Origin of the sequence: Streptomyces sp. NPDC059832, assembly GCF_042731715.1 — a bacterium.
Taxonomy (GTDB): domain Bacteria; phylum Actinomycetota; class Actinomycetes; order Streptomycetales; family Streptomycetaceae; genus Streptomyces.
Map to the genome: position 1 here is coordinate 101031 of NZ_JBHWIY010000007.1, position 11305 is coordinate 112335.

Annotated in this window: 11 protein-coding genes and 1 riboswitch; of the genes, 6 read left to right on the plus strand and 5 right to left on the minus strand. The window is 70.3% G+C overall.

Annotated features, from left to right (window positions below; translation table 11 throughout):
- Window positions 1–42: 42 nt before the first annotated feature.
- Together ACFV8T_RS14680 and ACFV8T_RS14685 are read right to left on the minus strand one after the other, a co-directional pair.
- The gene (locus tag ACFV8T_RS14680) at window positions 43–819 is read right to left on the minus strand and encodes a hypothetical protein (protein ID WP_385327520.1); all 777 of its coding nucleotides are present in this window, start codon (window positions 817–819) and stop codon (window positions 43–45) included.
- A 192-nt stretch (window positions 820–1011) separates the two neighbouring features.
- On the minus strand, window positions 1012–1866 hold the full coding sequence (locus ACFV8T_RS14685) for an alpha/beta fold hydrolase (RefSeq protein ID WP_385327521.1): 855 nt from the start codon (window positions 1864–1866) through the stop codon (window positions 1012–1014).
- A 58-nt stretch (window positions 1867–1924) separates the two neighbouring features.
- On the opposite strand from ACFV8T_RS14685, the gene ACFV8T_RS14690 reads away from it, so the two are divergent.
- Window positions 1925–2512: a TetR/AcrR family transcriptional regulator gene (locus tag ACFV8T_RS14690; RefSeq protein WP_385327523.1), complete on the plus strand. Its 588-nt coding sequence runs from the start codon at window positions 1925–1927 to the stop codon at window positions 2510–2512.
- A gap of 32 nt (window positions 2513–2544) precedes the next feature.
- Here ACFV8T_RS14690 and ACFV8T_RS14695 read toward each other — a convergent pair whose 3' ends face one another.
- Entirely contained in the window at window positions 2545–3384 is an 840-nt protein-coding gene (locus ACFV8T_RS14695; RefSeq protein ID WP_385327894.1) for a bifunctional 5,10-methylenetetrahydrofolate dehydrogenase/5,10-methenyltetrahydrofolate cyclohydrolase, read from the minus strand.
- 48 nt (window positions 3385–3432) lie between these two features.
- A riboswitch (ZMP/ZTP riboswitch) is annotated at window positions 3433–3518 on the minus strand.
- Window positions 3519–3975: 457 nt separating this feature from the next.
- On the opposite strand from ACFV8T_RS14695, the gene ACFV8T_RS14700 reads away from it, so the two are divergent.
- The 4 genes from ACFV8T_RS14700 to ACFV8T_RS14715 all read left to right on the plus strand — a co-directional run bounded on the left by ACFV8T_RS14700 (window position 3976) and on the right by ACFV8T_RS14715 (window position 8445).
- Window positions 3976–4446 carry a DUF5959 family protein gene (locus tag ACFV8T_RS14700; protein ID WP_385327525.1) on the plus strand — a complete coding sequence of 157 codons (471 nt, stop codon included), beginning with the start codon at window positions 3976–3978 and terminating at the stop codon, window positions 4444–4446.
- A 70-nt stretch (window positions 4447–4516) separates the two neighbouring features.
- A complete protein-coding gene (locus tag ACFV8T_RS14705; protein ID WP_385327526.1) occupies window positions 4517–5920 on the plus strand; it encodes a HEAT repeat domain-containing protein in 1404 nt (467 codons plus the stop codon).
- A gap of 164 nt (window positions 5921–6084) precedes the next feature.
- On the plus strand, window positions 6085–6585 hold the full coding sequence (locus tag ACFV8T_RS14710; RefSeq protein ID WP_385327528.1) for a DUF1203 domain-containing protein: 501 nt from the start codon (window positions 6085–6087) through the stop codon (window positions 6583–6585).
- 1053 nt (window positions 6586–7638) lie between these two features.
- The gene (locus ACFV8T_RS14715; RefSeq protein ID WP_385327530.1) at window positions 7639–8445 is read left to right on the plus strand and encodes a hypothetical protein; all 807 of its coding nucleotides are present in this window, start codon (window positions 7639–7641) and stop codon (window positions 8443–8445) included.
- Here the strand turns inward: ACFV8T_RS14715 and ACFV8T_RS14720 are convergent.
- On the minus strand, window positions 8429–9100 hold the full coding sequence (locus tag ACFV8T_RS14720; RefSeq protein WP_385327896.1) for a LuxR C-terminal-related transcriptional regulator: 672 nt from the start codon (window positions 9098–9100) through the stop codon (window positions 8429–8431). The two genes, ACFV8T_RS14715 and ACFV8T_RS14720, sit on opposite strands and share 17 nt — an antisense overlap.
- A gap of 53 nt (window positions 9101–9153) precedes the next feature.
- The gene (locus ACFV8T_RS14725) at window positions 9154–10515 is read right to left on the minus strand and encodes a sensor domain-containing protein (protein WP_385327532.1); all 1362 of its coding nucleotides are present in this window, start codon (window positions 10513–10515) and stop codon (window positions 9154–9156) included.
- Window positions 10516–10829: 314 nt separating this feature from the next.
- Here ACFV8T_RS14725 and ACFV8T_RS14730 point away from each other — a divergent pair, with 314 nt between their 5' ends.
- Window positions 10830–11297 (plus strand): hypothetical protein, encoded by a 468-nt coding sequence (locus tag ACFV8T_RS14730; RefSeq protein ID WP_385327533.1) that lies wholly within the window; start codon window positions 10830–10832, stop codon window positions 11295–11297.
- Window positions 11298–11305: the final 8 nt, after the last annotated feature.

Sequence of the window (11305 nt, forward strand, 5' to 3'; positions counted from 1 at the left end):
GGACACCGGTCGTCGATCGACACGGAGCCACGGCCTGCGGTGTCACCCGGCGGGAGGAGTCGGCCACGCGCCCGGCTGCGCCCCGCGGTTGGGTTTCTTTCCGGCGGAGCGGTTGCCGATGAGCGCCTGCCGGATCTGCGCGGCGGTCGCTCGCGCGTGCTCCGAGGTGGAGATCGCGTCGGCGGTGGCCGGGACGAAGCGGTGGGCCGGCCGCTGACAGTATGGGCAGGGCGCTCCGTCGGCGAGCAGGTAGCCGTCCTCGCATGCCCGGTTCGAGCAGGCACCGGGGCTCACCAGGGCCTCGGCAATCTCCTGGGGCGCCCAGCGGCGGCGGTTCTCCTCGTCGCGTTCGTGGATCGCGTGGGACCAGCGGTTGCTCCAGCGCCTTTCGATACGGTCGAGGAGCTGGGCAGCCGTCCGGCGCTCGAGCTCCTCGAACAGAATGTCGGGCAGGGTGCGCGGGACCCTGTGCCCGAGGGCCTGGAGCAGTGGTTGGGGAAAGCCCTGCATGATGAAGCGGATCGGGTCGCCGCCCGGACTCTGCTTCCACTGCTGGCAGTGGCAGACGCCTCCGTCCGACAGCGGGTTGTGGCAACGGGTGCACAGTCCCCGGCAGTCCACGCAGATCCCGTCGCTGAGCCCGTCCAGGTGCGGGGCCGGCGCCCTGCCGCATTCACGGCAGCAGGCCGCGCACAGGCCGCACAGCCGCTCGTTGCCCTGCTGGGTCGTCCAGTTCCGCTGCTGGCAGCGGCAGCACAGACTGGTGTTGCAGTAGTCGCTGTGCTCGCCGTTGTGCCGGCCGAGGGGAGCGAAGGGCATGGTGCTTCCTCTCTTGGGGGCCAGGGCGTGCCGGCAGAGCGGGAGCAGCGGCCCGGAAAGCGACGGGCACTGCTTCGATGCGGCGCGGTGGGCCCTCCCCGCGCGGTATTGCTCCGTACAGCCTAGTGAATCAGCGCCGGGCCGGACCGCATGCGGAACCCGCACCGGCAAAGAGACGCAGACCTCCCGCCCTCAGGCGCTCTCCTCGATGAACCGGCGCAGTTCGCGGGCGAGTGCCGCCGGGTTGTCCATGGGGACCAGCGTTCCGGCCCCGGGGATCTCGACGTATCGCCCCTGCGGCAGCAGTTCGGCAAGACGTCGGCCGGTCTCGGGCGGCATCATCCGGTCCTCCGCGCCCCAGGCCACCAGCGCCGGCCGGTCGAAGTGCCGCAGCCGTTCGGCGGCCCGCAGATAGGTGTCCTTGCGCGTGGAGCGCAGGAAGCGGGCGAGGTCCCAGCGGATGGCCCGGTCGGTCAGCAGTGGCCGGTACCAGCGGCGTACCGACTCGTACGGGATCCCGTGCGCCGTCATGCCGCCCAGTGAGCTGCGCATCGCCACCAGGAAGGGCGCCCGGAAGGACTGGAGGAGCAGGAACAGGCCCCCCGGCACTCGGCTCGCGGCCGACAGGGTGCGGCCCTGGACGCCCGGCGGGTAGTTGTCGAGCGCCTCGCAGGAGGTGAGCACCAGTCGGGCGATGCGCTCGTCGCGTACGCCGGGCAGGAGCTGGGCCGTGCCCGCGTCGTTCTGCACCAGCGTGACCTCGCGCAGGTCCAGCCGCTCCAGGAATTCGGCGAGCAGGTCCGCCACGCCCTGGGCCGACAGATCCGCGGACGGCCGCATCGGTCGGCGGTGGCTGCCGAGCGGCAGGACGGGGACGACCACGCGGAAGTCTTCGCGCAGATCTGCCACGAGGGCGTCCCAGACCGAGTCGTCGAAAGCGAGCCCGTGGAGAAGCACCAGGGTCTCGCCCACGCCCTCCCCCGCGTCCTCCCCGGCGCCGGTGTCGGTGTACTCGATGGTTCCGGCGCTCAGTTCGATCTCCGGCATCGCCTGGCCTCCCCGTGACCATCACTTGATAGACCGATCTAGTGAGAGACTATCCGGCATGAGGACCACCGGCGACACCAGGCAGCGGATTGTTACCGCCGCCACCGAGCTCTTCCGGCGGCAGGGCTACGCGGCGACCGGCATGAAGCAGATCGTCTCGGAGGCCGGGGCCCCGTACGGCTCGGCGTACCACTTCTTCCCCGGCGGGAAGGGGCAGCTCGGCGAGGAGGTGATCCGCACCTCCGGAGCCGCCTACCTGGAGCTGATCGGCAGCCTTTTCGCCGACCCGGAGGCGGATCCGGCAGCCGCCACCGCAGCCGCCTTCACGGGCGCCGCCGAGACTCTCCGGGAGCTGGACTTCGCCGACCCGTGCCCGATCGCCACCGTGGCCCTGGAGGTCGCCAGTACACACGAGGGGCTGCGTCGCGCGACGGCGGATGTCTTCGCCTCGTGGATCGAGGCCCTCGCCGGCTTCTACGCCGGGGCGGGCATCGAGGCGGACACCGCCCGGGACACCGCGGGCTCGGTGATCGCCCTGCTGGAGGGCGCCTTCATGCTCGCCCGAGCCGCCCACGACACGGCCCCGGTCCTCACCGCCGCCCGAGCGTCCGCCGCCATCGTCCGTGATGCCCTGGAGTCCGGCTGAGCGCTGTCGGCCCGGCCGTCAGGAATCGCAGCCTACGGTCGGCTCGCGCCGATCCGGCGTGCTGCCGCCTCTACCGTCTGGGCGAGGAGTACGGCGATGGTCATGGGCCCCACACCGCCGGGGACAGGGGTGATCAGACCGGACCGCTCCCTGGCGGACTCGAAATCCACATCCCCGACGTTGCCCGGGTTGTACCCCGCGTCGATCACGACCGCACCGGGCTTGATGTCCGCACCGGTGAGGAAACGCGGTCGTCCGACAGCTGCGACCAGGACGTCTGCCTGCCGGACGATCTCGGACAGGCCGGAGGTACGTGAGTGGCAGTAGGTAACCGTGGCATTCCGCCCGAGGAGGAGCATGCCTGCGGGCTTGCCCAGGATGGGACTGCGTCCCACCACCACCGCGTGCTTACCGGCGAGCTCCACGCCGTACTCCGCCAGGAGACGCATGATTCCTCCGGGGGTGCAGGACACGAAGCCGGGCAGGCCGAAGCTCATCGCTGCGAAGGAATGCATGGTCACCCCGTCGACGTCCTTGTCCGGAACGATTGCCTCGAAGGCAGCGCGTTCGTCGATGTGTGCTCCGACGGGGTGTTGCAGCAGGATTCCGTGCACGCCGGGGTCATCGGAGAGTTCGGTGATTCTTTCGATCAGGCCACTGGTGCTGACCGAAGCGGGCAGGGCCACATGCCGTGACCGGATACCCGCCTTCTCGCACCGGGCGCGCTTCATCCGGACATAGGTCACCGAGGCCGGATCTTCTCCGACCAGTACGGTGGCCAGGCACGGGACCGTCCCCGTGCGCCGATGGATCTCCGCAGCGGTTGCGGAGCTGGTTGCGATGATGCGGCGGGCAAGGCCGGTGCCGTCCATCAGCCGACCTGTCTGCGTCTGGGCCACGTGCCACTCCTGAGCCTCACGGTGAGTTGCCCAGGCGCACGGCTTCGACAGAATGTCAGGCCGCTCCCCGGTGGTACTCCACCTCAGCGCCAGTCACGGCCCAGCCGTCACCCTAGTGGAGCGGACGTCGGCACGCACAGCCTCTGCGACATCCTCGCTCCCGGGTGCCGCCGAGCCCGCGCCCATGAAATCCGGACGACAAGAGGAATGCCCTCCTGATGTGCTGCTCCCCCCGGACCTTCTCCGCAGGGTCGCTCAGAAGGATCCTCTCCACCGGCACGACGGTCTGCGATCATCCGGCGGGTTCTGCCACAGCTGGTGGAGGACGCGGACGAGTCCGGTCTCATGGCCCGGGGCCCGGCCGCGGCGGACTGGTCGCGATGGCCCGGCGAGCAGGGCCGGTCCGTCGCCGGTTTCCTGGATGCGTGGTGGCCCCGGACCCTGCGGGACGGGTCTCCGCCGACCCCGGCGTGCGAGGTGTTCGAGGGGTCTCCCGCATCCGCGCGTATTCCCATGGGAGAGGATGCACGCTACTCGCACCAGTCGGACCACGGGAGGCACACAGTGGAAGAGCCGGACCCGGTCGACCTGATCCACTTGGTGGACGCGGACGGCGACCGGTGCGTCGTCCGCGTCACCGGGCGCCATCAGCCAGGCGTTCTCACCGGGCACGACATCCTGCGCGCCGATGTCCTGGTGTCCACCGACTTCCTGGACGCGCGGCTTGAGCTCCACCTCTTCCAGCGGGATCTCGCGTCCTGGGAACACGAGCTCGACGGGCTGGCTCCCGGGGGTACGGCGAGAATCGGCGGTGGCCGAGGGCCTGAGCTCGGCATGCGGCTCAACGAGGACCGGTCAGTGAGCGTGACGGTCCACGACCCCGACCGGCTCACCACGGTCTTCTCGATCCAGCCGCAGGACGACTGGGTCCAGGACCACCGGGTCCGGCTGGACCGGCTTCGGCAGGTCTGGCCGAGCGAGGTCGTCGAGAGCTCTCCGATGGTCTACGGGTGGAGTCCGGACCGTAAGAACTGAGCGCCTGAGGCACACCATCGGGACCCAGGCCGCTGTTGGGCGGCGTCATTGCGGATCGGGGGGCGGGATCATGGGCAAGGGCGGACTCGACGGTCAACTCGTGTCGGCGGTACGAGCGGGCGATGCCGGGGCGGTGCGGTCCCTGCTCAAGAGCGGTACGGATCCGGACACGGTGGATGCGACCGGACTGCCGGTGTTGTGCGTGGCCGTGGCCGCGTACGACGAGCATGTCGCCGGCGCGTTGGTGGAGGGCGGCGCGGACCCCGACCGGCTGCTGCCGGACGGAACCACGCCGCTGTGGCGTGCCGTGGACGGTGGTTCACCGGCGATCGTCTCGGCGGTGCTGGGTGACGAGCCCCGGCTGCGGCTTTCGGAAGCCTCCCGTGAGCGGCTTCTCGTCCTGGCGCGGAACTGGTACGAGACGGGCGCGGCCGAGCAGTTGCGGCGCAGGACTCGTGCGCCGGGCCCCGCCGAGACCGTGCGGGTCCAGGACGACGACGTCGACCGCGTCGATCAGGTCTCGCTGGGCGGACTCGTCGTGCGGGCCGGGCACAGCGCCGTCCTGACTCTGCTGGAGTGGGCCTTCCGCGTTCTGACACCCGTCGACGAACTGATCGCCCGCGCTGTCGAGCACCCGGCCGATGACGATGTGAACGCGTGGGCGGTCCACCACGTCCTGATCCAGCGGCGGAGCACCGAGACGTGGTCGGCCGTGGTGGCCCTACGCCACCATCCCGCTCCCGCACAACGTCTGGTGACGGCCCGATACCTGTGGACCAGGGCGATCGTGCGTTGTGGCCCCGGCCACCACGAGAAGGAGGAAGGCGAGCTCCTGGCGGGTTGGGCGGCCGAGGAAACGGACAGTGAGGTCCTCGCGCAGGTGCTCGCCGCCTTCAGCGAGCACGGGCATCCGGAACAGGAAGCCATCGCGCTGCGGTACGCGGACCATCCCGACCCGCGCGTACGCCGCCGAGTGCCCGACACCCTCCACGTGGAGGGCGCCGCCCACACACCTGCGGCCACGGCCGCGTTGCTCACTCTCGCGCAGGACCCGGTCGCCGCCGTGCGCAGCAGCGCGTGCACGATGCTGGGCGTTCGGGACGACCACACCCCGGAGATCGTCCGGGCGCTGCTCCGCCTGGCCCAGGACCCGGATGCCCAGGTACGGGCCACGGCCGCGGTGGCGCTCGCGGCGTCCCGGGACCGCACGCCCGCCGTGGCGGACGCCTTGGTGGCACTGCTCGCCGAGGACGACCGGATCGTGCGTCTGGAGGCCGCCTACGGTCTTGCCCGACGCGACGATCCGCGCACCGGGGAGGCGATCGAGCGGGTCGGACCTCTCGGCCCCGGATTCGAGCACGATCACCGGGTCAGTGGGCTCTGGCAGTGGGTACGGCGGCAGGAGGACTCGGCGGCCGCTCGGCAGACGAAGCCGATGCCCACGGCATCCGAGGCGCTGTACTTCCCCAAGTGACCGTCCACGAGCGACACTTACGTTGTCGTCGGAAGACACCGGTGAAGGCCGTACGGGACCTGGCCGCGCCGTGCGGCCCGCATCGGTTCACGGGGTCCGGCGCCTCCCAGAGCGACGTCTGATTTCCGCCAGCGTCGGGGCGGGCTCCTGCGGATGCTGGAGCCATGACCACGACTCATGAGGCGCGGGCCATCGACCCCGCCGTACTGAAACAACTGCGGGAACAGGACGACGCCGGTTGTGCCCGGGAACCCGTCACCGACCCGGAGGGCGGCGCGCCGCTGCGCTGCTGTCTGCGACACAGCGAGGCAGGTGAGCGGATCGTCCTCGTCTCGTACGCGCCGTTGCGCCGCTGGGCGGCGGAGACCGGCGCCGAGCCTGGGCCGTACGACGAGTGCGGCCCGGTATTCGTCCACGCCGAGGAGTGCGACGGGCCGACCGTCGGCCCCGGCTATCCGGTCGAACTGCACGGTGCTCGCCGGGTGCTGCGCGCCTACGGTGCCCAGGGGCACATCCTCGGCGGGAGACTCATCGAGATCCCCAAGGAGCGGGCCACCGAGGTGGACCACGCACTGCGCGAGGTCTTCGCCGATCCGGAAGTGGCCCTGGTACACGTCCGCGCGGTGGAGTTCGGCTGTTTCATGGTCGAGATCCGCCGCCGGTAGGCGAGGAGTCGGGGAGCGGACGGCGTGCCGGGTCCCGGTACCCGGAAGAAGACGCTGTCTACCTCCGAACACCACCAGGGCAGGGTGCATGCTGTGCCCGTTCCGCATACCACCCCGCCGCGCAAATCTGTCGGCCGACGAGCGACAGACGTGAGCACATCGACAGCTGGGGTCTCCTCGGCCGGCGACGCCACGACGCCGGTGGGTGGGTGTCTGACCGGGCACACGGGGCCGGTGATGACCTTGGCAACCGCAGCGGTCTCGGGCCGACTTGTCGCGGTCCCGGAAGTCCGGACACGACCATTCGCCGCTGGAACGTCGCCACCGCCCGACACCACATCCACCGCGCCACCGGACACCACGAAAAGATCCGTGCCGTAGGATCGGCCGACCTCCACGACCGGCCCATCGCCCTCACCGTCGGCGACGACAGCACCATCCGCGTACACCACTGCCCCGCCACCTGCCCCGGGGCCACCAGCAGCCGCCCGCAGGTGCGATCAGCCGGAATCATGCGCCTGCACCGCCGACAGCGCAGGCACATGTTTCCGGCGCCGCTGGGGGGAGGGAGCACTCGGGCCTGCGACAGCCGCATCCACCCTGCTGCACGCAGATACTCCACGTCCCCAGCGGCACGCCCAGCCTGCCGCACGGCACGGTCCCCCGGCGGGCGTTGAATCGCAGGTCGGTACACGTATCTGTGCCGTCCGGCCCTGTCACCCTCTTGGCGTCGGCATACGTACCGGTGGCGGGACGGGCATACGTACGGCCGGGTCGGCGTCACCTGCTCCGAACGCCGGCTGACAGACCACCGGTCCGGTGTGATCCACCGCCCACGCCTGCGGCTGTACCACAGCCATCGCTCGGCACAACCAGGGCCTGACCGGCCGATCATGGCGTGGGGTGTGGCCTGCCACACCCCAAGTGGGCGGCAGACCGCAGTGACCGGGTGAGCGCCGGTGCGAAAGGGTCGTCGGCATGACAACAACGTCACAACCCACCGGCACGCACGGACAGTCTCGCTCCGCAGGTATCTCCGGTCGCGCCATCGCTGTGCTCGTCGCTCTCGCCGTGGTCCTGGTCCCTGCCTTCGTCATCGCCCCTCGCCCGTTGGCGACGAGCATGTCGGACGGCGGCTTCGACGATCGGCGCAAACTCATCGACAGCTTCTCCGAGTCGTTCGTCGGCTACTGGAGTTCCGGCGACCGGAACTTCTCTCCGGACTTGGAGAACGTTGTCGACTACTGGCTCCACTACCACGTGGTCAAGGCCGTGATCGCTGCGATCCTGCTGATCGTGTTCATCGCGCTCGGCGTTCATCTCTGGAAGGCATTCCTTCGGGCCGGCGGGCTCAAAGCGGGAAGCCGGGCCGCTCTCGCGTCGGCCGGGGCTGTCGTCACGGTGCTCGCGCTGTGCTCGTTGGCGGCGGTCATGGCCAACATCCAGGGCGCGACAGCGCCTCTTTCCTCACTGCTGCCCATGCTGCCGATCCACGCGTCCCACGGAGAACTCGCCGATACGCTCGATCAAGTCAGGCAGCTTCTCGCTGACTACCCGAATACCGGTGACCGAACTCCGCCTGCTCTGGAGGTGATGGTCGGCGACTTCTCCCGATACCACGCGGTGATAGCCGTGGCCGCCACGGCGGTAGCGGTCGTCCTTGCCGGCATGAGCGGGGCGTCGTGGAAGAGGTTTGCGAGAACAGGAGCGTCCGACAGGCGGACGAGGCGCGTCCTCAGGTCGTTCGGTCTCCTGTCGGCCTTGTTGTCGCTGGCCGTCATCGTTGTCGCCGTGGCGAACACGGCCACTACGGCCAACCCGGCGCCCGCGCTCCTGGCCTTCTTCAAGGGCGGGTGGTGAGGGGCCGCCGCCAGGCGTCGAGGTAGGCCAGAACGGCGAGCACCCGGCGGTGCCGGGCGTCGTCGGGCGGTAGGCCGAGCTTGGCGAAGATGTTGCCGATGTGCTTTTCCACCCCGCTGTTGGAGAGCACCAGTCGCCGGGCAATGGCCGTATTGGAATGGCCCTCGGCGATCAGTGCCAGCAGTTGCCGTTCACGCGCGGTCAGCGCGCCCAGCGGGTCGTCCCGGCGCTGTCCGGCCAGCAACTGGGCGACGACTTGAGGGTCGAGCACCGTCGCACCACGGGCGACGCGGTCCAGGGCGTCCAGGAACTCCTCGACCTTTGCGACCCGGTCCTTCAGCAGATAGCCGACGGCGCCGGAACCGTCCGCGAGCAGGTCGGTGGCGTAGGACACCTCCACATACTGGCTGAGCACCAGCATGGGGGCGCCGGGCAGCTGTCCGCGGGCGGTGACCGCCGCCCGCAGGCCCTCGTCCGTGTGCGTCGGCGGCATCCGCACATCGACGACCGACACGTCCGGGCGGTGTGCGAGCACCGCCTCGACCAGGGAGGGGCCGTCACCGACCGCCGCAACCACGTCATGGCCGTCCTCGGCGAGCAGGCGTACCAGCCCCTCGCGCAGCAGCACCGCATCGTCGGCGACGACGATCCGCAGGGGGTCCCCGGCCGCGACGTCCGGCAGTGCTTCAGGCGCTGGTTCGTCCGGGCTCAGCGACATGGCAACTCCGCGGTGACCGTCGTCGGGCCGTCCTCGGGGCTGTCGACCCGCAGCCGGCCGCCGACCGCGTGCACCCGGTCGGCCAGCCCCTGCAGTCCGTGTCCTTTTGCCAAAGCCGCGCCGCCCACTCCGTCGTCCGTCACCCAGATCCGCAAGACTTCCTCAGTGTGGCGCATGCCGACTGTGCATCGGCCGGCGTAGCTGTGCTTGGCCACGTTCGTCAGCGCCTCGGCGACCACGAAATAGGCGGCCGTCTCGACGGCGGCGTCGAGCCGACGGCTCAGGGGACCGGCGTCGAGCTCGGCGGGTACGACGCAGCGTGCGGCCAGAGCGGAGAGTGCCTCCCGCAGTCCTCGGTCGGCGAGTACCGGTGGGGCGATGCCTCGTGACAGGGCCCGTAGCTCGTCCAGCGCCTCCTGAGTCTGGATGACCGCGTCGGCGAGTGCGGCCCGGACGAGTTCCGGCTTGCTGTCGAAGTTGTGCTGGGCGCGGCCCAGTTCCATCGCCAGACGGACCAGTTGTTGTTGGGGCCCGTCGTGGATGTCGCGTTCGAGCCGGCGCAGGGCGACCGCCTCGGCCGTCACCGCCGCGACCGCCTCGGCCGTCACCGCTGCGACGGCCTGGGCGCGGGCGGTGTCGCGCTCCTGTTCCAGTCCGCTGATCCTGCGGTGCAACGCGGACATGGTGGACAGCAGCGCCTGCCCGAGACCGGCCTGGGCGGCGGTGCACACCCGGGTCAGCAGCGGCAGGGTGAGCAGCAGCAGTACGCCGACCGTGATCGCGAAGGCGAGCCGCTCGGACGGCGAGGTCAGCCCCAGGCTCAAGGCGACGTGGGACTGGTCGCTGCCCGCGTACAGGGTCATGGGCCGCAGCGACCCGGGCGTGACCTGGCTGCGCAGGGGGTACGTCGCGGTCGCGACTCCCACGAACCACCACAGCGCCGTCACCACCGAGGTGACCAGCACGGCGGGGAGCACCATCACCGCATGTGCCAGGTCGAGCCACAGCCCCGGGTCCGCCGCGTCGGCCGTCTCCTTCGACCTCGGCCGCCGGCCCGCGCCCCGCGCCCCGTCGGCCCGGGAACGGACCTTGCCGATCCGCCACCACTCCAGATCGCCGGGCCACCGCGCCAGGGCCAGAGCCCGGACCGCGAGGGGCGACCCGCCCGGCAACAACGAACCAACCATTCCGACGCAGAGGCCGCCGACCACCAGCAGCAGACCGACAGCGGCGCTCAACGGCGCGGTGAGGAGATACAGCGACTCCACGAGCGTGCGGCGCCCGACTCCAACGAGGGACCCGGCACTCGGCCGCCACCGAACCGCGACCACGGAAGGCAACGACTCAACCATGCCCACAGCATAGTGTCGCTCCGACGCAGGCTCTGAGCGATCGTGTCGAGAGTGGTTCGAGCGGCTCGGGCGATGGGCAACGCCCGGCGGACCATATGGCTGTCCGGCCGATGGCACCGTGGCCAGGGCGTGATTCAGAAGTCCCGCCTGTCTCGCGGGGTCTGACACGCACGCTCGTCGCGTTGCCGGACTCGTGGTCGCCCGTCGCCTGATCGGAACCGGCCGGCTCGTCACCGCAGAGTGTGTGGTGGGACAACTCAGAGATCATCCGAAAGACCGCGTTCGGAGATCGACAGCGTGGAACGATAGCCACCATGTCGGGTCAAGTTTGGGTGTCACTCATATCGTTGGGCGGCGTCGCACTCGGTGGCGCGCTGTCCTTCCTCGTCCAGTTCGCCACGCAGCGATCGGCCGAGCGGGCGGAGCAGCGGCGACAGCAGACCGAACTGTCCGAGGCCCGGCGTGCGGAGCGGCTCACGCTGCTGGAGCGGTTCGTCGAGGCGGGGGCCGAGGCGGAGCGCGCGGCCTTCAGGCGGCCGCAGGAGTGGGACGACACGGCCCCTTGGTTTCTCACCACCCGAGACTCCATGAACAGGCTCTGGGTGGCGGAACGGCTGATCCGCATCCAGTTTCCGCTGGCCGTGCACGACGCGGCACGCAAGTACTTCCTCGACCTCAACCGGACGGTGTGGGAAGGCCTGCCCGACGGTGAGAGCGTGCGCGACTACCTGGAGGACAACAGACTGGCCTTTCTCGACGCGGCCCGCGCAGTCATGGGATAGCCGCTGTG

Excerpts from the sequence above, each read along its gene's own strand:
- ACFV8T_RS14685 (WP_385327521.1), bottom strand. The coding sequence starts at position 1,866 with ATGCCGGAGATCGAACTGAGCGCCGGAACCATCGAGTACACCGACACC.
- ACFV8T_RS14730 (WP_385327533.1), top strand. The coding sequence starts at position 10,830 with ATGTCGGGTCAAGTTTGGGTGTCACTCATATCGTTGGGCGGCGTCGCA.
- ACFV8T_RS14725 (WP_385327532.1), bottom strand. The coding sequence starts at position 10,515 with ATGGTTGAGTCGTTGCCTTCCGTGGTCGCGGTTCGGTGGCGGCCGAGT.
- ACFV8T_RS14695 (WP_385327894.1), bottom strand. The coding sequence starts at position 3,384 with ATGGACGGCACCGGCCTTGCCCGCCGCATCATCGCAACCAGCTCCGCA.
- ACFV8T_RS14690 (WP_385327523.1), top strand. The coding sequence starts at position 1,925 with ATGAGGACCACCGGCGACACCAGGCAGCGGATTGTTACCGCCGCCACC.
- ACFV8T_RS14705 (WP_385327526.1), top strand. The coding sequence starts at position 4,517 with ATGGGCAAGGGCGGACTCGACGGTCAACTCGTGTCGGCGGTACGAGCG.
- ACFV8T_RS14680 (WP_385327520.1), bottom strand. The coding sequence starts at position 819 with ATGCCCTTCGCTCCCCTCGGCCGGCACAACGGCGAGCACAGCGACTAC.
- ACFV8T_RS14710 (WP_385327528.1), top strand. The coding sequence starts at position 6,085 with ATGACCACGACTCATGAGGCGCGGGCCATCGACCCCGCCGTACTGAAA.